17 protein-coding genes and 1 tRNA gene are annotated in these 21,449 nt (G+C 60.0%); 11 read left to right on the forward strand and 7 right to left on the reverse strand.

Features of this window, described 5'->3' with window-relative positions:
• The first annotated feature begins 86 nt into the window (after window positions 1–86).
• Entirely contained in the window at window positions 87–2,378 is a 2,292-nt protein-coding gene (locus QQ977_RS01250; protein WP_285927063.1) for a PAS domain S-box protein, read from the forward strand.
• A 237-nt stretch (window positions 2,379–2,615) separates the two neighbouring features.
• Here the strand turns inward: QQ977_RS01250 and QQ977_RS01255 are convergent, their stop codons facing one another.
• Window positions 2,616–3,386, reverse strand: a complete 771-nt coding sequence (locus tag QQ977_RS01255) for a hypothetical protein (RefSeq protein WP_285927064.1) — start codon at window positions 3,384–3,386, stop codon at window positions 2,616–2,618.
• On the reverse strand, window positions 3,386–5,203 hold the full coding sequence (locus tag QQ977_RS01260; RefSeq protein WP_345783364.1) for a hypothetical protein: 1,818 nt from the start codon (window positions 5,201–5,203) through the stop codon (window positions 3,386–3,388). Before QQ977_RS01260 ends, QQ977_RS01255 begins: the two co-directional genes overlap by 1 nt.
• Before the next feature lie 308 nt (window positions 5,204–5,511).
• Between QQ977_RS01260 and QQ977_RS01265 the strand changes: the two genes are divergently transcribed.
• On the forward strand, window positions 5,512–6,333 hold the full coding sequence (locus tag QQ977_RS01265; RefSeq protein WP_285927066.1) for an SWIM zinc finger family protein: 822 nt from the start codon (window positions 5,512–5,514) through the stop codon (window positions 6,331–6,333).
• 551 nt (window positions 6,334–6,884) lie between these two features.
• Here the strand turns inward: QQ977_RS01265 and QQ977_RS01270 are convergent.
• The gene (locus tag QQ977_RS01270; RefSeq protein WP_285927067.1) at window positions 6,885–7,196 is read right to left on the reverse strand and encodes an ASCH domain-containing protein; all 312 of its coding nucleotides are present in this window, start codon (window positions 7,194–7,196) and stop codon (window positions 6,885–6,887) included.
• 717 nt (window positions 7,197–7,913) lie between these two features.
• Between QQ977_RS01270 and QQ977_RS01275 the strand changes: the two genes are divergently transcribed.
• Together QQ977_RS01275 and QQ977_RS01280 are read left to right on the forward strand one after the other, a co-directional pair.
• Window positions 7,914–7,985: transfer RNA gene (locus QQ977_RS01275), tRNA-Gly, on the forward strand.
• Between the two features lie 72 nt (window positions 7,986–8,057).
• Complete coding sequence (locus QQ977_RS01280) at window positions 8,058–8,582, forward strand: DUF5817 domain-containing protein (protein WP_285927068.1); 525 nt, start codon at window positions 8,058–8,060, stop codon at window positions 8,580–8,582.
• A 491-nt stretch (window positions 8,583–9,073) separates the two neighbouring features.
• On the opposite strand, the gene QQ977_RS01285 is transcribed toward QQ977_RS01280, so the two are convergent.
• Entirely contained in the window at window positions 9,074–10,036 is a 963-nt protein-coding gene (locus QQ977_RS01285) for a D-2-hydroxyacid dehydrogenase (RefSeq protein WP_285927069.1), read from the reverse strand.
• A gap of 98 nt (window positions 10,037–10,134) precedes the next feature.
• Here QQ977_RS01285 and QQ977_RS01290 point away from each other — a divergent pair, with 98 nt between their 5' ends.
• The 6 genes from QQ977_RS01290 (at window position 10,135) to QQ977_RS01315 (ending at window position 16,992) form a co-directional block, all read left to right on the forward strand.
• The gene (locus QQ977_RS01290) at window positions 10,135–11,508 is read left to right on the forward strand and encodes an NAD(P)/FAD-dependent oxidoreductase (RefSeq protein WP_285927070.1); all 1,374 of its coding nucleotides are present in this window, start codon (window positions 10,135–10,137) and stop codon (window positions 11,506–11,508) included.
• A 483-nt stretch (window positions 11,509–11,991) separates the two neighbouring features.
• Entirely contained in the window at window positions 11,992–12,285 is a 294-nt protein-coding gene (locus tag QQ977_RS01295) for a DUF433 domain-containing protein (protein WP_285927071.1), read from the forward strand.
• Window position 12,286: 1 nt separating this feature from the next.
• A complete protein-coding gene (locus QQ977_RS01300; RefSeq protein WP_285927072.1) occupies window positions 12,287–12,631 on the forward strand; it encodes a DUF5615 family PIN-like protein in 345 nt (114 codons plus the stop codon).
• Between the two features lie 236 nt (window positions 12,632–12,867).
• On the forward strand, window positions 12,868–14,553 hold the full coding sequence (locus tag QQ977_RS01305; RefSeq protein ID WP_285927073.1) for a potassium channel family protein: 1,686 nt from the start codon (window positions 12,868–12,870) through the stop codon (window positions 14,551–14,553).
• A gap of 96 nt (window positions 14,554–14,649) precedes the next feature.
• A complete protein-coding gene (locus QQ977_RS01310; protein ID WP_285927074.1) occupies window positions 14,650–15,354 on the forward strand; it encodes a DUF2270 domain-containing protein in 705 nt (234 codons plus the stop codon).
• 108 nt (window positions 15,355–15,462) lie between these two features.
• Window positions 15,463–16,992, forward strand: a complete 1,530-nt coding sequence (locus QQ977_RS01315) for a TrkH family potassium uptake protein (RefSeq protein WP_285927076.1) — start codon at window positions 15,463–15,465, stop codon at window positions 16,990–16,992.
• A 147-nt stretch (window positions 16,993–17,139) separates the two neighbouring features.
• Here the strand turns inward: QQ977_RS01315 and QQ977_RS01320 are convergent, their stop codons facing one another.
• Together QQ977_RS01320 and ligA are read right to left on the reverse strand one after the other, a co-directional pair.
• Window positions 17,140–17,790, reverse strand: coding sequence for a helix-turn-helix domain-containing protein (locus QQ977_RS01320; RefSeq protein WP_285927077.1), 651 nt, complete (start codon window positions 17,788–17,790; stop codon window positions 17,140–17,142).
• A gap of 43 nt (window positions 17,791–17,833) precedes the next feature.
• Window positions 17,834–19,537 carry an ATP-dependent DNA ligase LigA gene (ligA, locus tag QQ977_RS01325; RefSeq protein ID WP_285927078.1) on the reverse strand — a complete coding sequence of 568 codons (1,704 nt, stop codon included), beginning with the start codon at window positions 19,535–19,537 and terminating at the stop codon, window positions 17,834–17,836.
• A 218-nt stretch (window positions 19,538–19,755) separates the two neighbouring features.
• Between ligA and QQ977_RS01330 the strand changes: the two genes are divergently transcribed.
• Window positions 19,756–21,075, forward strand: a complete 1,320-nt coding sequence (locus QQ977_RS01330; protein ID WP_285927079.1) for a TIGR00341 family protein — start codon at window positions 19,756–19,758, stop codon at window positions 21,073–21,075.
• A 119-nt stretch (window positions 21,076–21,194) separates the two neighbouring features.
• On the opposite strand, the gene QQ977_RS01335 is transcribed toward QQ977_RS01330, so the two are convergent.
• Window positions 21,195–21,416 carry a YgaP family membrane protein gene (locus tag QQ977_RS01335; RefSeq protein WP_285927080.1) on the reverse strand — a complete coding sequence of 74 codons (222 nt, stop codon included), beginning with the start codon at window positions 21,414–21,416 and terminating at the stop codon, window positions 21,195–21,197.
• Window positions 21,417–21,449: the final 33 nt, after the last annotated feature.

A 21,449-nucleotide genomic window follows, 5' to 3' on the forward strand; every position in this document is an offset into this window, starting at 1 on the left:
TATCAATAGATAGCATGACACATCTCCCCACGCTACGTGAACGCCAAGAAAACGAACTGACCACTCATTAAGCGGGGTACGATAAGATGACAGAAACCGCAATAACAGCTCAAGCGGCCAGAAATGAATTGTACGAAATCATTCAGAGGGATATTCCGTTTGAGCAGAAAGCACGTGATGCCCTCGAACTCGGCACGCAGTATCTCGGTGCAGACAACGGCCATCTCACCCGGATCGACCGAGAAACCGATTACTGGGAAGCCATCGTCAGTACTGACCCACCGGACGGTCGCTTTCCGCCGGGGCTCGAACTCGATCTCAACACGACGTATTGCCGCCGAACGATTGAGGCGAATTCGACTATCGCGCTTTCTGATGCACCAACTCAGGGGTGGGCTGACGACCCGGCATTCGAAGCCCACGGCCTGCACTGTTACCACGGCACGTCACTCATAGTCGATAACAACACGTACGGAACAGTCTGTTTCGTTGCTGAAGATCCACGTGAGGAGTTCAGCGACGGCGAAACCATGTTCGCTGAACTCATCGCCAAACTGCTCGAACGAGAACTCGAACGCCAGCAACATGAGGCCGAACTCACGAGACAAACCAATCTTGCCATCGTCCTCAATCGGGTGCTTCGACACAACCTTCGCAACGATCTGTCTGTTGTCCGTGGATTCACCGAAATGATGGCTGACGAATTGGGTGAGAATCCGTATAGTAAGACTGTACTCGATAACATTGATGACCTTATTCGGTTGGGCGAAAAAGCCCGGCAGTTAGATCGCATCGTCGCCGCTGACTTCGAACGTGAATCGACCACTATTACGGCACTCGTTGACGACATCGTCGAGCAGGTTTCACGCAAGTATCCGAACGCGTCAGTTAGTGCTGAATACGACGAAGCGATCATCGCAGCAGTCTTCCCAAGTCTCGAACGGGCACTCGAAGAGTTGATCGAAAACGCTGCCAAACACGGCGGCGACGCTCCGACTGTCACCGTTTCTGTGGACGCCGTGCCAAATGCCGTCGAGATCGAAATTACGGATACCGGCCCCGGACTGGCCAGTCATGAAGCCGATGTGCTCCAAACGGGTACTGAGACCCCACTAACTCACGGATCGGGACTCGGCTTGTGGCTCTCTCACTGGATCGTCACCAGCCACGACGGCACAATCGACGCGACCGTAACGGACGACGGAACAACGATGACGCTTTCTATCCCTCGAAAAACGGACACGGACATTCACCAGCAGATCTCCGAACTCAGGCGGGCCCGCGATCAGTACGAAGCAGCCTTTGACGAAGCCAACGATGCGATGGTTATCGTCAACGATGAGGCACGGATTCTCCACGCCAATCCGGAAGCGAGCACTATCTATGGCCTGGACCAGCAAGCGTTGCTCGGCCAGACACTCCAGCGATTTCTGCCGGGCGCGTTTGACTTCGACGCCGCATGGGACACGTTTCAGGACGCCGGACGGGAACGTGACTCAGTGTCGATAGTTGACGCGGATGGCATCGAACGGCAAGTCGAGTATTCTGCTACGACCGATATTGTGCCGGGGCAACATCTCTTTGTTATTCGGGACGTGACAGAGCGACTCCAGCAGAAAGCCGAACTCACAACGAAGACACAGGCGATGGACAATGCACCGGTCGGCATCACGCTTGCCGATCCGAACCAGAACGACAACCCACTCGTGTACGCCAACGAGCGGTTCTGTGAGTTGACCGGATACGACGAGGGAGAGGTTTGTGGGCAGAACTGTCGGTTTCTGCAAGGAGATGAGACTGATCCGGAAACAGTAGCCACGATTCGCCAAGCCATTGACGCCCAAGAGCCGGTCACAGAAGTAATCCGAAATTACCGGAAGGACGGCACCACATTCTGGAATGAGCTAACCATTGCACCGATCAGAGACGAGTCTGGAGACCTCGTGAATTGGGTCGGATTCCAACAAAATGTGACTGAACGAATCGAACGTGAACAGGCGCTTGAAGAGACAACACAGCGACTGAACGCAATCATCGAAGCCTCTCCAGACGCAATCATCGCGCTCGATGCGGATGGAACCGTCCAGTTGTGGAACGAGGCTGCTGAAGACGTGTTTGGATACGAGGAAGAAGCGGTGATCGGTGAACCAATTCAGTCACTCGGAATACATAGTGACGATCAGCAGTCCGAAATCGAACAGCAATTCAAGCTTGCACTCGCGGGTGAAACGTTTCGCAATCACAAAATCCACCGGCAAACAAAAGATAACGAACGTGTTCAGCTGAGTCTATCAACAGCACCAATTATGGCCGAGTCTGGAGCAATCACAGGAGTGATGGGTGTCGCTACACCTCTCACAGAGGATGTCTATGGCTGAAGAGTAAGAGACAGCGTGTCCGTTGTACCTAGTCTGAGATTGACATTCTCAACAATCAAGTTGGCTACCTGAACTTGTCTCTGGCGGCAGGCACAACATATGTGCGGTGTATCTTGCATACCAGCACAGATACCAATCGCATCTTACAATTCACTCATCGCAAAATACGCACCCGGTACTGAACGATCAACAGTATTTGTGAATCGGGTGTGGGAACAATTCTATGACACCCTGATTCTACGGAACCTTGCCGTCTGGGATAGCTCCCAACCGCTCTGCGATGTATAGTGTTAATGTACTGTCTGCAGTTGGAAATTTGGTTGTGTACTGAACGTAATGTGGAGTGATACGGATCGTAACGAGGGTAGTTGGGGGGATTTTCTGCTTGAGGTCTCGAAGGATGTCGATTGGTATAGTGAGCCGTATCGTTGAGTCGTGTATCTGCTTGACCTGCTCAGGCTGAACGACGTATATGAAATCGTCACCACCTGGATCCGCTGCGGCGAACTCAATCAGGCTGGTTTCCGGATTGATCTGTAACTGCACCTCACCACCGATGAAATTCGCTGCGGTGATCGCTTTAGCAAACTCACCGTGATGAATTGAGAAGGTTGTTGCTATATCTGATGCTGGAACATCAGGTAATCGGTGACCATATGCGGTGATGAGAGATGGTGCTTGATATGTGAGCTGCTCCGGTTCGAATATGGGTGTGCGATCCGGTGTCTCAGAGGGGAGCGTGATTCGAACCTCGTCACCCCCGGTTGCACGCAAGAATCGACTGATCAGGTCGAGTTTTATCCAAAAACTGTCGGGCTCGGCATCTCCGGTGACATGCGGACTCGACCGTGGAAGCGAATACTCAAAATAGATCGTTCTGTCTTCTGCTTGTGCGCGGAGCCGAATCTCATCAGTTTCCACCGCGACGTGACACTCGCTCTCCTTATGGATAGCGGCCCCTGTACTGAGAATGTCTTTGAGTGTCGGGGCATCGAATAGTAGCGGCATTAGGATGTGTCCTGTAGGTACCGAAGTCCTATTGGGCAGGTTGGGCCACCGAATGAGAGATTCCGAATTACTTCCAGGACTTCCAGCTGTGTCGGGTCAAACTCGACGCCACGCTTCGGTGAAGGGACGGTCTCCGTAATCTTATAGAGGTTATAAAACAAGGTGGAGATATTGTAGTAGAATAATTTGTGAGCCGGGTTCGCTGAATCCGTCGCTACATCGAACCTGTTCCTGGTAAGTCGGAATTGCGTCTCGATCTTCGCACGCTGATTATACTGGAAGTTAAGATTTGTAATCCGTTGCTCACGAGCGTCCTGGTCATCCGGAAGTGGTATATCAGACCAGAACGCCCGAACTGAGTCCGATAGCTTCTGGCTCGATGTCTCCTTGTCAGTTTCTGACGACTCCTCGTCGGTGCTTACTCCCGAATAGCCAAGGAGTTGCGTCGGCGGATGTAATCCCTCGAATCCAGCATCAGGGATGACCGCCGTTCCACCTAGCTCGATTTCCTCTAAAAGCCGGGTATAATCCGTACTGCCTGAATTTTTCTCACTCTCGTCTTGGGCATGAATCGCCCACCGTTGCGGAACAAATGCTCGGCATGCTTCTATATCACTCACGCCGTCGAATCCGCGATCAGCGAGGAATAATTTCACGTCGACCATCCGTGTCAATGCCCGAAGGAAATTTTTCAACACTCGGGTCCGCTGGGCTTCTGATTTCAGGAGTCTAAGTCCGAACGCGAATTCAAGATCGGTGTCAGTAAACGAGAGCGAGGCGAACCGCCACCGACCATCGTCGGTCAGAAACGTGTCATCGCGCACTTCATGCCCAAAGTTTTGGATATTGACGAGATCATACGCAACCGTGACCGGTTCAGACACGACACCTGAATCAAGCACGTATTCAAGCAACTCTTGATACATCCCATTAAACAACGCATGAATCTCCCACACGGATAATCCGTCAATATGGTGCCAGATCGTTGAGCCGCTGAATGCTGTATCAAGCTGGAAGAGGTGTTGTGCTGCTTGTTCATACTTTTCGATGCTTTCATCGGTGATCGCAGCGGTGGCAAAGATTCCAAGAAGACTTCGTAACTCACGTGACTTGTTCGAGGCTCGATCAAAATCCAGGTGCGAGATGACGATCTCCATCAAGTCATTCATCAGTTCGTATAGCGGTACCTGTCGAGCGTCGTCAGAGAAGTCGTCAGCAGCTGGCCCAAGCGTATACGACAATCCGTACTGATCTTTGACCGGGTCTGGAATCGGCAGGCCATTCCAAAACAACGCATGCGCCGCGATCCAACTCGCATCAACCAGCAGCTCAAACTCACCACTCTTTTTCAACTGCTTTGCGGCTTTCCGATACGTGGATTGCCCATAGGCGGCCTGCAGTCCGAACTGTTCGAGTTCTCTAGACGAATATATCGAGAGGTGATCACTCAACGCTTTGAACGACCCAAGATTCCGTGTGCAGCGAATCATCAATCCTCGCAACTTGTACAGCTTGTAAGAGTCCGCATTGAGGCCTGCTGTCTCCAGCGCTAATTCTGCTACATCACATAGTCCTTCGTCGAAAATCGCATTGATACACCGCTCTGTTTCGTGTTCTTCGCAGTCTGGTTCGTATCTGTTTTCTCGTGCCATCGCAACAATCAGCGGTTTCTCTAACTCGATACTGCGACGCCCACCGCCTGGGTGAGAGAGGGTATATTCTCGTGTGGACTCTGGGTTGAACGACTTGAACTCGTCCACTTGGTCTTGATTCGCGTGGCGTGTTTCGCCCGCAAATGCATCTTGAAACTTCGTCATGAGGCACAATTATAAATATCCAAATCACGCACGGATAAACCCTTGCCAGAATCACGAATCAGAGACCTCGGGAAGCAATCCGGTAATTCGGGTCTTGCGTCCACTCGAATCAGCTAACCATCGAAAAACGGCATACGGAGAGACGTAATCACTTCACCTCTCAAACTGACAGGCAAATGAATATTATCTGAAATGCCGAAAATGACGTTGTAGCGTGTCTATAATGCTTGATTCCGATTATTCGCATCCTGCTCAGCAAACGATGCAGTCACAGCCAAGTGGCTTCGCCGCGTATCTTTGCTAAACTCGTGAACGTCACGAAGCAAGCCATACGTGACCGCTGTACTGACGCGGTCTTCGAGCGCGGACAAGACTACTGTGAAGAAGGGCGCATCCAGCGTATCAACCGGTTTGGCGACATCATTACTGCCGCAGTACAGGGTTCGACCCTCTACGAACTCACTATCGAAGTCGGGCCATCCACGATAAATCCGCGCTGTTCGTGTCCCTACGACGGACCGGGCGACTGTAAACATATTGTCGCCGTGTTGCTGGACATTGTGGACGCTCCGCCATCGGATGAGCGCGACCGCGTCCAAGCAGTCCTTGACGATGTTGCGGATGAGGATCTCCGTGCGTTCGTGATCGACACTTTCGCAATCCGCCCTGAACTACGCGACCAGTTTCTTGCCCGGTTCGACGACACGGACATGGCGAGTAAATCCGTCGAGGAGTACCGCGCCGAGATTGAAGGACTGTTCAACCAACACACCGAAGAGTATCCAGTCGTCGTTGATGCCATCGACTTCTCTCGGTTCTTCGACATTGCGGAACAGTATCAGGAACGCGATCACTACCGGTCCGCAGCGACCGTCTATCGGGCATTGTTCGAGGCGATCGATGACAACATCCATCTCGTCGATGCGGCTTACGATCACTACGCACAGGTACTCCGGTCCGCGATTGACGGGTATGTTGACTGCGTTCACGTCGCGGAGCTGGACGCCGACGCCTTCGAATCATACGCCAGGGTGTTAGACGAGCGAGCCTCAACGGGAGCCGACATTCACCGTGAACAGTTCATGGACGCGCTTGAGGAGCTTGAAGAGTTTGAGGAATTTGGAGAGTAGCTACCAGAAAATTATGCCTTTATATTTACAATGTTATCATAGTTATCCATCTATGCGCCAGATGTTCGGAAAGGAATGACGAATATCTGAGCCTCTACAGCCTGATCTCGGCCGAATCGCATCATTCTCATTCTACCGCTCGATCGCCCGCTGACTCACATGTCTTGGCGGGTCCAATCTTATAGTGCGGGTTTGAAGGAAGTCACAGCGCGCCGCTTCTGGTCGATACTCGCCGAATCGGGAAAGACTGCCGACTGACTGGCTTGGCTCGTGAGGTGTGCCCCCAGATGATAGGGTAGCACCTCGATCACCGCGCCGATCGGCGCGGATTCTGGCCTGCTTGCCCCGGTTCGATCAGCCGTGACTCCCCACCGAAACAGTGGCTCCGTCACCGCCACCGTACAGTGCGGTGGTCAGCTCACACGTATGCCATAATCTTCCAACCATAGCACAGTGATGAAACCGGCTAATCCCTTCCCGTTCATACGAACGAACCAATCCGATATTTGCTGAATTAGGCCTTGAAACGTATTCTGCCGCCGCCTATTTGGTCACGAGCGCGACTCGAACTCGTGTAACACCACCTCGCTCTCGTCGTCCCACTCGGTGTCGTGTGTCGCTTCGATGCGGCGCTTGTACGCCTCGAGGTTCGGCGATCCCTCTGCACGGGCATCCTCGTCGGTGAGCTCACCCAACCGTCGGTGCTCGACGTTCGTGACCTCGAAAACCGTCTCCTCGATGACGAAGGTATCGCCCTCCGTTGCGTGGGGATCCCCGCGATGCAACTGCGTGATTTCGCCCTCGAGAGCCATCTGTCTGATCCGCGCTGCCGGCAGCAACTCGGCTGCGTCAATGCGCGCCATGGTCCCTAATTTCCCTCTCTCGACTCATATACTGTGGTCTTGGAGTAGCAGTCCAAGAAGCCACAGCAACGTTCTGGTGGGTTGTGTACTCGTGTTCGCCCCGCGGTCTGAAGACGAACACGTCGTACTCCAGTAAAACCCGAACGCAAGAGGCCCTTCGTATCACTCACACGGATAGTCGCGATTTCACAACTACCTGCCTTATTTCACCGTCTCCGTCAGGTATACGTTCGACCAGAGGCTTGTCACTGCGGGGAGTGACATTCCGTGGTTCGACCCAAACTGCCTCGGGTGGGTATGCTCCCGAATCGCGGATGCACCTTCCCATGGGGTCCCCTTCGCCGCTTTCCGGGGTGGCGAAGGGATTCCGTCTTCCTTTCCTTCCTCGTGTCTAGAGTGCATCCCTCTTCGCACAAAACCTATCACCCTATTGAGTATATTGGGCTGTCAGGTCATATTCGGGGCTGGGAAATGCCCCCCATAGGAGTAACGCGGACGTCTCGCCAGGCCCTCGGTCCGTTTTCGATCGCAGTCGTCTCGAGCGAGTTCGTCGACACGAGGTCTGTGGTGTATCGGCGTGAGATCGGAGAACGCGTCTTCCAGCTAGTCGACACGCACAAGCCAGTCGGAAGCCGCGTTCCGAGCCGGCCGGTACAGGGCTTGAGCGGAAATGGGAAGAGTCTTAAATTCGAGTCACCGAAGAACTCGTATACGAGAGCGCGGCTGGTCTAATGGCTATGACTCTAGCCTTCCAAGCTAGCGATCCGGGTTCAATTCCCGGGCCGCGCACTCTCTTTCCAACGGACGCCACCGACATCCGACACCCGAACGTTTTCCTCCAGCGCCGTCTCACTCCGAGCCATGTACGCCGTCGTCGGCTGTAGCGAATGTTCGAATCTCTGGATCATCGAGGGCCGATCCGAGACGATCCAGTGTCCCCGGTGTGGCTCGCGTCGTGCCTACGAGAAGCGCAAGAAGTTCCTCGAGACCGACGACGCCGCCCACGCCCGCGAGGTACGGGCGTCGATGCTGGCGAATCGCCAGGGCGAAGGTGAGGCGTTCGCCGAGGTCGACTCCTATGCCGCCCTCGAGTCACAGGTCGAAGACGGCGTCGTCGACGACGAGACGTACCTCGAGGCCTCGGGGCTCGACGTCGACGAGCTCGAGGATGCCGGCGACCGCGATCCGCGTGGGCCGACCCGGACGGGCAGTCGCCGAGAGATCGTCGAGTCGGCACTCGCGGATCTCGACCGTCCGACCGAAGACGACGTAATCGAGTACGCTGACGAACACGGGATAGACGCCGAGTACGTACGGAAGGCGCTCGCGAAACTCGTCCGGCGAGGCGAGGTCAGCGAGAGCCGGGGTCGATACCGGCGGCTCTGACTGCTCTTTTCCGTGTATGCTGTGTGGACGTCGTCACTGTGAAGTACCACGGGCACGGTGGCCCGTGGCTTCGCCGTGGTCTCTGGCGGGAAGCCAGCGGAACGACCGGTGGCGAATTTAATTCCGCCCGCGCTTGTCTCTGGAGAGAGTCGCGTGGAACCAGTCATACCCGAACGCACCGAGAGTGCCACCGCAACAGAGGTCGTCTGTTGCTGCCGTGGCAGGTGTGTCCGTGGGCGTCCGCCCCCTCACGTGGGCGCGACACAGGCCCGGCGTCGTTCGAAAATCTTCGATTTTCGTGATCACGAAAGACGCAGTCTTTCGGACGACACCGCGTCTTACCCCGAAGTGGGTGCGCGGGTTTTGCGAGGCCGATAACGTGGGTTCCAAACTGTCGTAGGGCGTCCCGGTACTTAAAAATCGGGACGTAGCCGAGCGTACGCGCTTCACCCCCGCCCACGGTGGGGCGGGGAACTCGCGCTGCTTTTCGTTTAGAGGGAGACCTGGTTCTCGAGGTCGTCGAACGACCCCGTCTCCCGGATCCGCTCGACGTTGCCCGCGACGATGTCTGCCAGTCGATCGTAGTACTTCGGAGTATGACCGGAGTTGTGAGGCGTGATCTGGACGTTCTCGAAGTTCCAGAGAGGGTGTTCCGCCGGCAGTGGCTCGGGGTCAGTGACGTCGAGCGACGCCCCTCGGATCCAACTCGAGCGAAGCGCCTCGACGAGCGCGTCGGTCTCGACGACCGGGCCGCGGGCGACGTTCACGACCACCGCCTCGGGCGGGATCGTCACCAGCGCATCCCGGTCGATCAGTCCGCGCGTCGTCTCCGTCAACGGACAGGCAAGCACCAGGTAGTCCGTCCGTGCGAGCGCCTCGTGGAGTTCGTCGAATCCGTACACCTCGTCCGTCGGTCCACCCTTCTCGGGAGTGTACCTGATTCCGATCGTCTCGACGTCGAACGACTCGAGGCGATCGACGACCGCCCGTCCGATCGCACCGAGGCCGACCACGGTGACGGTCGACCCCTGCAACTCGTGGGCCTGGTAGTGGCGCCACTCCCGGCGCCGTTGCTGGCGCGCGGCGACGTGGAACCGTCGCGTAAAGAAGAGGATCGATCCCAGCACGTGCTCGCCCATGTTCGGTCCGTGGACGCCGGAGGCGTTCGTCACCGTCACGTCCCGGTCGTTGAGCCCCTCGATCGGGAGATGGCCCGTCCCCGCGTACGCACACGCGAACACCTCGAGACGCTCGGCGACCTCGAGTAGCTCCGGGTCGAGGGTCATCCCGGTAACGAAGCGTGCGTCCTGAATCGCCTCGCGTTCCTCGTGTGGCGTTCGGGCGAGTCGAACGGTCGTCCCGGGAAGGCGTTCGCGAATCGCATCCGCGTACTGCTCGACCGGCGTGCCGTGTGTCCCTTTCCGGAGCACGACGACGTCGAAGTCATCGACCATGGCTGACACTCAAACCGATCGGTCAAGAACCTGTTGGCAACCGGTCCGACTGGTCGGTTCCAGACACTTTAATACGCACCGTTGAGTTCAAACGGTGTATGGAACGCGTAGACGTCGCGATCGTCGGCGGCGGTCCGGCGGGATCGTCGGCGGCCGAGCGGGCCGCTGCCCACGGTGCCGAGACGGTCCTCTTCGAACAGGGGGTTCCGCGAGAGGACCGAGACGAGCCGGGGCCGGACTCGACCGACGCCGCCGGAATGCTCGATTACTGGGTCGACATCATGGATCTCGATCATCGGGAGATTCCCGACGAGGTGATCCTACAGGAACTCGACGGCGCGGACTTCATCGGCCCCAGCGAGTCCGTTGCGTTGAACACGACTGGGATCGACGCCACCTATCCCGGGTTCGGGTACACTTTCCACCGAGCCCGGATGGACGACTGGCTCCACGAGCGAGCCGCCGAAGCCGGCGCAGACCTGCGAGTCGGCACGGGCGTGACCGACCTCGAGACCGACCTCTCCGGACCGACGCATACCCTGACGCTGTCGACCGGCGAGGAAGTCGAGGCCGACTACGTCGTCCTCGCGGACGGCCCCCAACGCCGGGTCACGCTCGAGGCGCTCGATCAGTTCACGCCGCCCGGCCGGACGATCTCGGAACACCTCTCCCCGCCGGAGGCAAACCACATCGCCTACCAGGAGTACCGCGAGTTCCCCGAGGAACTGTTCGAGGAAGACCGGATCAAGTTCTGGTGGGGGTACATGCCCGGCGAGACGGCGTACCCGTGGGTGTTTCCGAACGACGGGACCGTCGCCCGCGTCGGGCTGACGATGCCCATCGGCATGGACCTCGCAGCGGTCGACGACCCCGCCTCCTACGCTCTGCTCGAGCCGACCGACGAAGACATTCCCACGGGGGCGGAGTACGTCCGTCGGCTGCTCGAGTTCGAGTACGGCGACGAGTACGACGTCGAGGAGGACTTCCCGCTCGTCGAGGACCGGGGCAAGTCTCGAGGCACCGAGACGTATCCGATCTCCTCGACGCGGCCGATCGACTCGCCGGTGAACGCGAACATTGCCGTCGCCGGTGGCGCGATGGGGACGACGTCGGCGTTTCACGAGGGCGGCTACCACGTCGCCGTCCGGACCGGCAAGATCGCCGGCCGGCTCGCTGCGACCGACTCCTTGCAGGGGTACAACGAGATCTGGAAACGTGCGATCGGCGAGGAGATCCGCCGCAACGTCGCCTTCGCCGACATCGTCGAGGAGTACGAGCCGACAGATTGGGACCGTGCGTTCGAGATCGTCGACGGGATGACCGCGGCCACGGACCTCGAGGGGCCGCTGCTGAAAAAGAAGTACTCGGCCGGCATCGGCGCGACGAGACTCGTCGCCGCCTACAAGAAACGAAAGTTCGAGTATCGCGACGCTCACTACGTCCAGTTCCGCGAGGACGAGTACGTTATCTGATCTCTCATCCGGATCTCCTGCGAGGGTCCGAGGAGAAGGCTTTAGCCCGTCGACGACCTACGTGGAGTGCGTGCCTTAGTCCCCGTCCGAGCCGACCCACTCGGGTGCGATGACGGAACGGCGAACCCGGGCGCGCGACACTTGCGACTCGACGGCGTCGCCGTCTCGGAGGCGGTGCCGACAGACGCCGCCCGCCCGGCACGAGGGTTAGCCAGCCGACGCGGCACGCCGCCACGGGATGAGGCTGGACGTTAGTGTTCCGGGCGCACATTTCAAATATGCTATGAGTATCATTTATGAATAATATGGTGATTGTCTTCGTTGGGGTGGTTGTGACTTAAATTTTCTACTGAGAGCTACTTCACTGACTTATTCACCGTATTTGGGATGAAATTAACTCCTTGAGAATGATTTATGCACTCTTCATATCTCCACATCCCTGTCAGCAGTATGCTTTTGCGGGAGTAGCAGCAACGTGTAGGTATGTCCGAGGGAGAATCCCGGCGGATCGCACACGAGCTAATGAGCGAGCCCCACATCCGTGGCCGCCGAGTCAGCGTCCGTCAGGTGTACGCCCTGATCGAAGAGCGTGGCGAAGATCCCGAGGCTGTCGCTGATCGGTACGATCTCGACGTAGCTGACGTGTATCACGCGCTGGCGTACTATCACGACCATCCGCGGGAGATCCATACTGTAGAGCAGGCACGTGAAGACGCCATGGAAGAGTTCCGCCGATCCATCAGTCGTCCTGAAGGCGTCGATCCGGACGCCGTCTGAAATGAGCGAGTGGCGCTTTCTACTCGACGAGAACATTGATCCGAAGACAGCGACGTATTTAGAGAAGGAAGAAATCCACGCTGAGCACGTCCGTGACGCGCTCTGGCAGGGAGCCGAGGACAAAGCGGATGTTCTACCGTACGCCCGAGAACACGAACTGATTATCGTGACGAGTGACGTGAAAGATTTCGGTGGATTACCATCTGACGTTCACTCAGGCATTGTTCTCCTCTACGATGATACAATGCCAGCATACCAGGTTGCGGCTGGCCTTATTACAATGACCGATGCGTACCAGAACCGGAATTCGTTCAGGGGGCGTGAGGAACTCGATGCATGGATTTGAATGGATATGCTGATTTTACGCATTTGAGCGCCTCAGATGATCTAATACACTTCCACCGAGACTACTAGTAGATTGTCGCTCGGTAGTGTTCCGGGCGATACATTTTCGGTGCAGTATCCGACGTCGGTAAGTGGCGTCGCCAAGAACGATGGTCGATCAGCGCCTACTGGAACACGTGACTGTCGAACGAGGTACGAGTACGAGTCAACGACGCGAACGCACCGGTCGGTGAGACCGTGACCGCGCTGACCAGACGGATCGCGATCTACGTCGGCTCCTTGCTCGCATTGGTCGCGGCGTATACGGTCGTCTATCGGTGGGGAATGGCGACGTTCGAAGGGGAGCCGAGGACGTGGTACGGCGCACTCGAGATCGTCGTCCAGTCGATGACGACGACGGGGTACGGACAGGACGCGCCGTGGGAAACCCCACAGATGACGATCCTCATGGTCGTGATCCAGCTGACCGGGATCACGTATCTCTTCGTCGCGTTTCCGCTGTTCGTCGTCCCCTGGCTGGAGACGCTCGTGCAGCCGTCGGCGCCCGAGGATGCCGACGAACTCGAAGACCACGTCGTCATCGTCGGATATACGGAACTCTGTGCGTCGCTCGTCGACGAACTTGAGTCGAACGAGACGCCGTACGTCGTCCTCGAGGCCGACGCCGAAAGCGCACAGGAGCTGTACGACGACGGAATCCGCGTGCTTCACCGCGACCCCACCACGGACGCGGCGCTCGAGGCCGCCCGCGTCGAGAGCGCACTCGCGATCGTCATCGACGCGACCGAAGACGAGTTCGTCAGCACCATCCTCGCGATCGGTGAGCGAAATCCCGACGTGGCGATTCTCGCGCTCATCGAGGATCCGTCTCGCGCGCGATATCTGCGATACGCCGGCGTCGACGAGACCCTCTCGCCAAAACACCGCCTCGGAAAGGCGCTCGGAGACAAGGTACGCGGCGTCGTCGATGTCGATATAGACGACGCAGACGAACCCGGAGAGAGCCTCCACGTCGCGGAGTATCCGATCGACCACGACAGCGAGTTCTTCGCCGTCCCGCTCGAGGACGTCCGTCGGATCGAACGAACGGGGGTGACGGTACTCGGCGCCTGGGTTCGTGGCGACTTCGTCACGACGCTGTCGGACGGCGTCCACACCGACGAAAACACGACGGTGCTCGTCGCCGGAACCCAGTCCCAATTCGAGGCGGTCGCCGAACGGGTCGGCTCGAGGGGCCGTCACTACCGTTCGACCTCGGATCCCGTCCTCGTGGTCGGCTCGGACGCTATCGGTTCGACCGCCGTTGGCAGCCTCGAACGCGCCGGGCTCGAGACGGTGCTCGTCGAACGGGACGGCGAAACGTCGGTCGGTCACGGCGATCCGACGACCGAAGACACGCGGTACGAGGCGGACGTCGTCGGCGATCCGACGGCCGAAGAAACGTTCCACGAGGCGGGGATAGAAGACGCTCGAACGGTCGTCATTGCGCTCGAAGACGGCGACGACGCCATCCTGACGGCACTCGTCGCGCGAGAGCTCAACCCGGAAGCACAGATCCTCTCGGCGATCGGTCGGAAAGAGAACGTGAGTCGGCTTCGAGCCGCGGGCGTAGATTACGTGCTCGCGCTGCCGAACGTCGCCGGCCGAATGGTTACCGATACCATCTTCGAAGGCGACGCCATGGCCTTCGACGAGCAGCTTCGACTCGTTCGCGTCGACGCCTCGCCGCTCGCCGGCAAGCGGGTACGGCCGGAGGCGATACGAACACGGACCGGCTGTGCGGTCCTCGCACTCGAGCGCGACGGGGGGTGTCGTACCGACGTCGACGACCGCCTCGTCGAACGCGGTGATTCTCTCGTCGTCGCCGGATCAGATCGAGAACTCGAGCAGTTACGGGACCGATTGCCGGACGTGGCGACGTAGCGAAGTCTCCTCGTCGGCGCGAATGGACGGTGTCGGGTCGGAGCCACGCTCATCCAGGGAACAGATCGTTGTGCCCCCGACTCGTCACTCGCGCCTATGAGCGACGGAACGGGTGGGTTCGATCCCGAAGATCCCGAAGAGAAAGCGATCGGCAGAGAGATGGTCGATCAGAGTACCGGACTCGGGTCCATCGCTGCACACCTGTACCGCGGCGAGGTCGAACGAACCGTCGAGTGGCGCGACCGGCTCGACACCACCACGGACTGGGCGGTGACCGTCATGTCTGCTATCGTCGCGTACTCGTTCTCGGGCGAGATCTCTCACGCGGTGATTCTGGCCGGAGTCATGATGGGAACGGTCTTCCTCCTCATCGAGGCGCGGCGCTTTCGCGACTACGACATCTGGCGATCGCGGGTACGATCCTTACAGGAGAACCTCTTCGCGAACGCGCTCGATCCGTCCCAGGGCGTCGAACACGACGCGTGGCGGGCACAGCTTAGTCAGGATTACCGCGATCCAGAGCCGAAGATCAGCTATCGTGGTGCGCTCGCCCACCGCTTGCGTCGGGTCTATCTCCCGTTGATCGCGGCGATGCTTCTGGCCTGGCTCTTCCACCTTTGGGCGTTCAACCCGGACGAGCCGTTTCCCGAGAGCGCAGGACTTCCCGGCGTCTCCGGAACGGTCGTCGTCGCCGTCGTTGCGCTCTACGTCGCTGTGTTACTCGTCGCTGCGATCCCGCTGTCGCCGAAAGGGCGTGGCGAGTCGGGAGCCGCCGACCACGGCGAACTCGAGGAGTCCTGAGGGGTGTCGTCGCACGCGCTGGAGAACGACGCGACATTCGACGAGCACATTCACGCCGTGTGTATTCAGAACCATTATTTCCCCCGGCGACACAGGTGTCCCCAGCCGATGAGAATTCGCGTCGACTGGCGCTCGAGCTGTAGCCTGACGGGGACGGTGCTGAAGTGGATCGCCGTTCCGCTCGTGGCTCCACTCGCACTGGCTGCGTTCGACGGCGACCCCATCCTCCCGTTTCTCGTTGCGATCGTGGTGACGGCCGTCGCTGGGATCTCCCTCGAGCGGTTGAGCGACGATCGCGACCTCCGACAACGCGAAGGGTTCCTGATGGTCGCGCTGACCTGGCTCGGCGTCGCGGCCGTCGGCGCGATCCCGTTTTTCATCGTCGGGCTCACGGCGGATGGAAACTCCGCGTTTGCCGGCCCCGTCGGAGGACTGGTCAACGCCCTCTTCGAGAGCACGAGCGGGTTGACGACGACGGGGGCGACCGTCATGAGCGGCTGGGACTTCGAGAATCAGCCCCGGGCGATCTTGCTCTGGCGACAGCTCATCCAGTGGCTCGGCGGACTCGGCATCCTGATCGTCGCGATCGGGCTGCTCTCGAACCTGATGGTCGGTGGCGCTCAACTGATGGAGACCGAGACCCAGTCACGGAACGTGACCAAGCTGACGCCGGAGATCGCGAGTACCGCCCGGCTCATCTGGGGACTGTACGTCGCGATCACCATCCTCGCTGCGACGACGTTTTACGCGTTACACCTCGTCGGGCTCGCGCCCAACATGGATCTCTTCAATGCGGTGTCACACGCGTTCACGAGCGTCGCGACCGCCGGCTTCTCGCCCGAACCCGAGAGCATCGGTGCGTTCGCGCCGATCGTCCAGTGGGCGGTGCTGCCGTTTATGATCCTCGGCGCGACCAACTTCGTCCTGCTGTACTATCTCACGCAGGGTGAGTTCGAACGTCCGCTTGAGTCCGAAGAGCTTCGGTTCTATCTCGGCCTCATCGTCTTCTTCAGCGTGATCGTCACCGTCATCATCGGTCTCGATCCGGACGTCGAGAAAGGGTTCGAGGCGACGATCAGACACGGCGTTTTCAACGTCGTCTCGATCGTGACGACGACGGGGTACGCCTCGGCGGACTTCGACCTCTGGACGGCCGGGGCGAAACATGTCCTCTTTCTGTGTATGTTCCTCGGCGGGATGGCCGGGAGCACGACCTGTTCGATCAAGACGCTTCGCTGGCTCGTGATCCTCAAGGGGCTGTACCGCAACTTCTTTACGGCGATTCACCCGAGTGCGGTGCGGCCGATCCGGCTCGGCGACAGCATCGTTGACGAAGAGACGGTCAACGACATCTTCGCCTACGTCATGCTCGCGATCGTCATCTTCTTCCTGCTGACGTTGTTCGTCGTCGTCGACGCCGCCAGAGCTAGCACGACCGTCACCGAGTTCGAGGCACTCGGCGCGTCCGCCTCGATCTTTCTGAACATCGGACCGGCGTTCGGCATGGCCGGACCGATGGACAACTACGCCGGCTTTCCCGTTACGACGCGTGCCGTCATGGTGATCATGATGTGGATCGGCCGCATCGAGATCATCCCCGTGCTCGTGTTGTTGCTGCCGGCGTACTGGCGATCCTGATACTGTCGGTCATACATACGTAACCCGCCCGCGAGAGCGGACGGGCTGACACCCGCTGCACCGCCGGTTGTGGCACACACCAGTTCACCGGTCCATGACCGACAGTATGACCGGACCCAGACCGCGGCCGACCGCGTCCTCGATCAGTCAGGTGCGTCGCCTGCTCCCATCGAGCGTCGATCGAAGCACCGCGTCCGTCCCCCGTCGAACGCGCTCTGACGCCGCCTGCGTCGAGATGCCGAGTTCGTCCGCGAGTTCGGACAGCGTAACCTCTCGCGGAACCGAAAAGTAACCCCGCTCGGTGGCGAGTTCGAGCGCCTGTCGCTGTTCTGCGGTCAGCCCGGGACGGTCCAGTGACTCGCCTTCGAGCGAACTGATCCGGACGACCGAGAGCCCGATCCCGTCGCGTTCACAACGCTCGTGAAAGGCAGACAGCGCCGCGTGTGTCGGAAACCGGAGTCGGAACGTCCACCGGTCGCCGCCCCGGGCGTCGAGTACCGTCGCCCGGTTCGCCTCGAGTGCGTCGACGAGACGACCGGACCGTTCACCCCACTCGATGCGATAAAGCGTCCGACCGTCGATCCGATCGAGTTCCGACACCGACTCGACGCGCTCGCACGCGCCGACGCGTTCGTCGAAGACGTCGACGTCCGTGCCATCGACCCAGACGAACGGCACGAGCTGGCCGGACGTCGGGACGACCGCCTCGACGCGTACTTCGACGTCGAGGTCGGCCGTGAGAACCTGTCCGAGCGTGAACTCGCCTGCATCGACTGCAAACACCGAGACGACGGCCATAATTGGTGACATGTGAGACGATAGCAAAAAGCTCTCGGCGGCGTCACGTCTCTCGAAGCGACCGGACTCGTTCTACGGTGTCGGCGTCGTCCGGATCTAGGTCCTCGCGAACGCCGACGAACCGGGGAAACCGCAACGCGTAGCCGGAAGAGTACGTCGGCGAGGACTGGATCTCCTCGTAGCCGACCTCGAAGACGACCGCCGGCTCGACGTCGACGCTCGTCCCGTCCTGACTTCTGACGTGGGGTTCGAGCAACGCCGTCAGCTCGGCCAGTTTCTCGTCGGTGATGCCGGTCGCGACCTTGCCGATCGTCTCGTATGCCTCGCCGTCACGGATCGAGAGCTCGAACGTTCCGAGAAACGTCGCCCGCCGACCCTCGCCCCACTCGGCACCGGTCACCACGCAATCGAGGGTCTCGACGTCCGGTTTTCGCTTGAGCCATCGCTTTCCGCGTCGACCCGGCGAGTACGTCGAGTCGGGATCTTTGAGCATGATCCCCTCGTGACCAGACTCGAGCGCCTCGGCGTCGATTGCGTCGATCTCGTCGGGGTCGTCAGTCAGCCACAGCTTCGAGCGGCCCTCGCCGCCTGCGAGCAGCGACTCGAGACGGGCGTGACGGTCACGCAGCGGCGTCTCGAGCAGGTCCTCGCCGTCGACGTGGAGACAGTCGAAAAAGACCGGTTCGACGGTCACGTCCTCGCGAGCCTTCGCGACGTCGTGTTTGCGCCGGAAGCGGCGTAACACCTCCTGGAACGGGAGCGGATCGCCCGCCTCGTCGATCGCGACGACCTCGCCGTCCAGAATCGCGGGGGCGTCGAGACGGTCGTCCGCGAACTCGACGACCTCGGGGAGGGCGTCGGTTACGTCCTCCATGTTCCGTGAGAAGACCCGCACCTCGTCGTCTGCGTGGTGTAACTGGACGCGTGCGCCGTCGTACTTCCACTCGACGGCCGCCTCCTCCCAGGACTCTACGGCCTCGGTCACCGTTCCGGCCTGAGCGAGCATCGCCTTCACCGGCCGGCCGACCGAAAGCGTCATCGCCTCGAGTCCCTCGAGTCCGTCCTCGATCGCGACGCGGGCGACCCGGCCGTAGTCGTTTGCCACCTGCAGGGCGCGTTCGACCCGATCATCGGGAACGTCGAAGGCGGCGGCGACGGCGTCTCTGACCGTCCCCTCGCCGACGCCGATGCGCATCTCGGCGAGGACGAGCCGGGCGAGATAGCGCGCCTCGGTGCTCGTACAGCGGTTGAACAGGCCAAAGAGCAGGTCGACCTTCCGGTCCTGGCTGCCCGATCCCTCGGCGGCCGCGAGGTCGACGAGCGTCTCGTGGACCTCCCGGATCGTCAGGCCGTCTGTGCCGTCGCCGTCGGTGAACGCCCCCAGTCCCTGCTGGCCGCCGAACTCGTAACTCGCCGCGACCGTGCCGATCTCGCCGACCGCCGCGAGTCGCGCCTCGACGTCGTCGGCGTCGACGTTTCGTCCGGCCGCCCGCGCGATCGCCTCGTGACAGGCGCTGGGTCCGACCTCGAGCTTGCGGGCGTCCCAGGCCGGGAACACCCGCCCCTGGACGTATCGGGCGACGACCTCGAGATCGCCGGTTCGCTCTTCGCTCTCTCCCGGCGTCTCGTCCCAGGGGTCCGTCCTGGCGGCGTGCTCGAGCAGTCGGCTGACGCCGTCGACGGTCCCGTGGTCTGAGGACTCGGCTTCGATCTCGTCGACCTGGTCGGCGAAGGCGGCAAACTCCATCGGTGAAAAGTAGTCGACGGCCGAAACTTATACTGTCGGTCATGGACCGGTGAACTGGTATCCGGGTGATCCGGCCGTTGAACGTGTGTCTGGCCGTGCTGTCACCAGCCGTGTTCACGTCGGTATGACCGACAGTATCAACTACCCCGGCCTGCACCCCGTCGTTCTCTTTCAGTAGCAGGACGAACGCTTTTCCGCACCATTGTGGAGACGAATCCATGCGACTCGTCGAAGTGCTGATTCCGAAACGAAAACGCGAGGCCGTCGAGGAGGTTCTCGAGGACGAGGGGATCGATTACACCCTCGTCGAGGAGGGGAGCCACGACGAACCCTCGGTCGTCGTCACGTTCCCGCTGCCGACGCCCGCAGTCGAATCGATTCTCGACGACCTTCGGGAGACGGGCATCGACGAGGACTCCTACACGGTGATCGTCGAGGCCGAAACCGTCGTCTCCGATCGGTACGACGACCTCGAACAGCGATACGCCCAGAACACCGCACGCATCTCTCGCGAGGAGATGCAGGCCCGGGCGAAGGATCTCACCCCTCGCTTCAGCACCTATCTCGTGATGACGATCATGAGCGTGATCGTCGCGACGGCCGGCCTGTTGCTGGACTCGCCGGCGGTCGTCGTCGGCTCGATGGTGATCGCCCCGCTGATCGGGCCCGCCCTCGGCGCGAGCGTCGGGACAGTGATCAACGACCAGGCGCTGTTCTGGCGAGGGATCAAACTGCAGGCGATCGGACTCGGCATCGGCGTCGTCACCGCCGCCGTCTTCGCGATCGCTGTCCGCCAGGTCGGGCTCGTGTCGCCGATGATCGACCTCTTCGCGATCTCGGAGATCGAAGGGCGGGTACGGCCGGACTTGCTCTCACTCGTCATCGCGATCGGCGCCGGCGTCGCGGGCGCGTGGACGCTCACCGCAGGCACCTCCGCCGCGCTCGTCGGCGTCATGATCGCCGCCGCGCTCGTTCCACCGCTGGGCGTCGTCGGAATCGGCATCGCGTGGGGTCGGCCCGAGGTCGCAATTGCGGCGGGCGTTCTCGTTCTCGTCAACATTCTGGCGATCAACGTCACCAGCCTCGCAGTCCTCTGGCAGAAGGGGTATCGACCGGAGAACTGGTTCGGTGCGGACGAAGCACGCGTCGCCACGAGACGGCGTGCGATCGCGCTCGTCGTCGCGATCGTCGCTCTCTCGACGTTTCTCGGCGTCGTGTCTTACGACACCTATCGGACCGGAGCCTACGAGGAAGACGTCACCGACGACGTCACTGCCGTCCTCGAGTCGCCGGAGTACGCCGAACTCACGCTCATCGACGTAACGGTCGAGTACACCGATCCGGTCCCGCTCCGCCAGCCGGAGCGCGTCGTCGTGACGATCGGTCATCCGGTCGGAACCGACCCGCCACCGGTCGCCGAGGAGATCCAACCTCGCGATAGCGTCTACGCCGAGTCAGCGATTCATCTGCCGACCGGGCCGCTCATCGACTCCCACCGCGCCGACGTCGTCGTCCGCTACACCGAACAGGAGCAGTAATACTGCCGGACGTACGTCGTGAACGAGTCTCGCCGCCACGGGGTGGCGTGAATTTTACACAGCTACAGCCGATAGTATAACGCGGTAGGTCTGCCCAGGCCAGGGCGTTCTCGTCCGAATCACTCGGTCGTGTCGACGCCGACGGCTTCGTTGATGGGACACTTCTGGGTCGTTCCGGTCACGAGAAGGACGGCTCCGACGACGAGAGCGACAATCCCGACGGCGATACCGACGGCCCAGTAGCCCGACAGGGCGACGATGCCCGCGATAACGGCCACGAGACCGACGACGATACGTCCAGTACGATCGAGTCCGCCCACGTTTCGATCCACGTCGCTCACCCGTTCCAAGTTGGGTTTTGATTGACAAAATGG

Source organism: Natrialbaceae archaeon AArc-T1-2 (genome assembly GCF_030273315.1).
In the GTDB taxonomy this organism is placed as follows: domain Archaea; phylum Halobacteriota; class Halobacteria; order Halobacteriales; family Natrialbaceae; genus Tc-Br11-E2g1.

Coding starts and splice junctions, on each gene's coding strand:
- QQ977_RS01330 (WP_285927079.1), top strand. CDS start 19,756: ATGCGACTCGTCGAAGTGCTGATTCCGAAACGAAAACGCGAGGCCGTC.
- ligA (WP_285927078.1), bottom strand. CDS start 19,537: ATGGAGTTTGCCGCCTTCGCCGACCAGGTCGACGAGATCGAAGCCGAG.
- QQ977_RS01260 (WP_345783364.1), bottom strand. CDS start 5,203: ATGACGAAGTTTCAAGATGCATTTGCGGGCGAAACACGCCACGCGAAT.
- QQ977_RS01250 (WP_285927063.1), top strand. CDS start 87: ATGACAGAAACCGCAATAACAGCTCAAGCGGCCAGAAATGAATTGTAC.
- QQ977_RS01295 (WP_285927071.1), top strand. CDS start 11,992: ATGTCCGAGGGAGAATCCCGGCGGATCGCACACGAGCTAATGAGCGAG.
- QQ977_RS01310 (WP_285927074.1), top strand. CDS start 14,650: ATGAGCGACGGAACGGGTGGGTTCGATCCCGAAGATCCCGAAGAGAAA.
- QQ977_RS01270 (WP_285927067.1), bottom strand. CDS start 7,196: ATGGCGCGCATTGACGCAGCCGAGTTGCTGCCGGCAGCGCGGATCAGA.
- QQ977_RS01285 (WP_285927069.1), bottom strand. CDS start 10,036: ATGGTCGATGACTTCGACGTCGTCGTGCTCCGGAAAGGGACACACGGC.
- QQ977_RS01300 (WP_285927072.1), top strand. CDS start 12,287: ATGAGCGAGTGGCGCTTTCTACTCGACGAGAACATTGATCCGAAGACA.
- QQ977_RS01255 (WP_285927064.1), bottom strand. CDS start 3,386: ATGCCGCTACTATTCGATGCCCCGACACTCAAAGACATTCTCAGTACA.
- QQ977_RS01315 (WP_285927076.1), top strand. CDS start 15,463: ATGAGAATTCGCGTCGACTGGCGCTCGAGCTGTAGCCTGACGGGGACG.
- QQ977_RS01280 (WP_285927068.1), top strand. CDS start 8,058: ATGTACGCCGTCGTCGGCTGTAGCGAATGTTCGAATCTCTGGATCATC.
- QQ977_RS01290 (WP_285927070.1), top strand. CDS start 10,135: ATGGAACGCGTAGACGTCGCGATCGTCGGCGGCGGTCCGGCGGGATCG.
- QQ977_RS01320 (WP_285927077.1), bottom strand. CDS start 17,790: ATGGCCGTCGTCTCGGTGTTTGCAGTCGATGCAGGCGAGTTCACGCTC.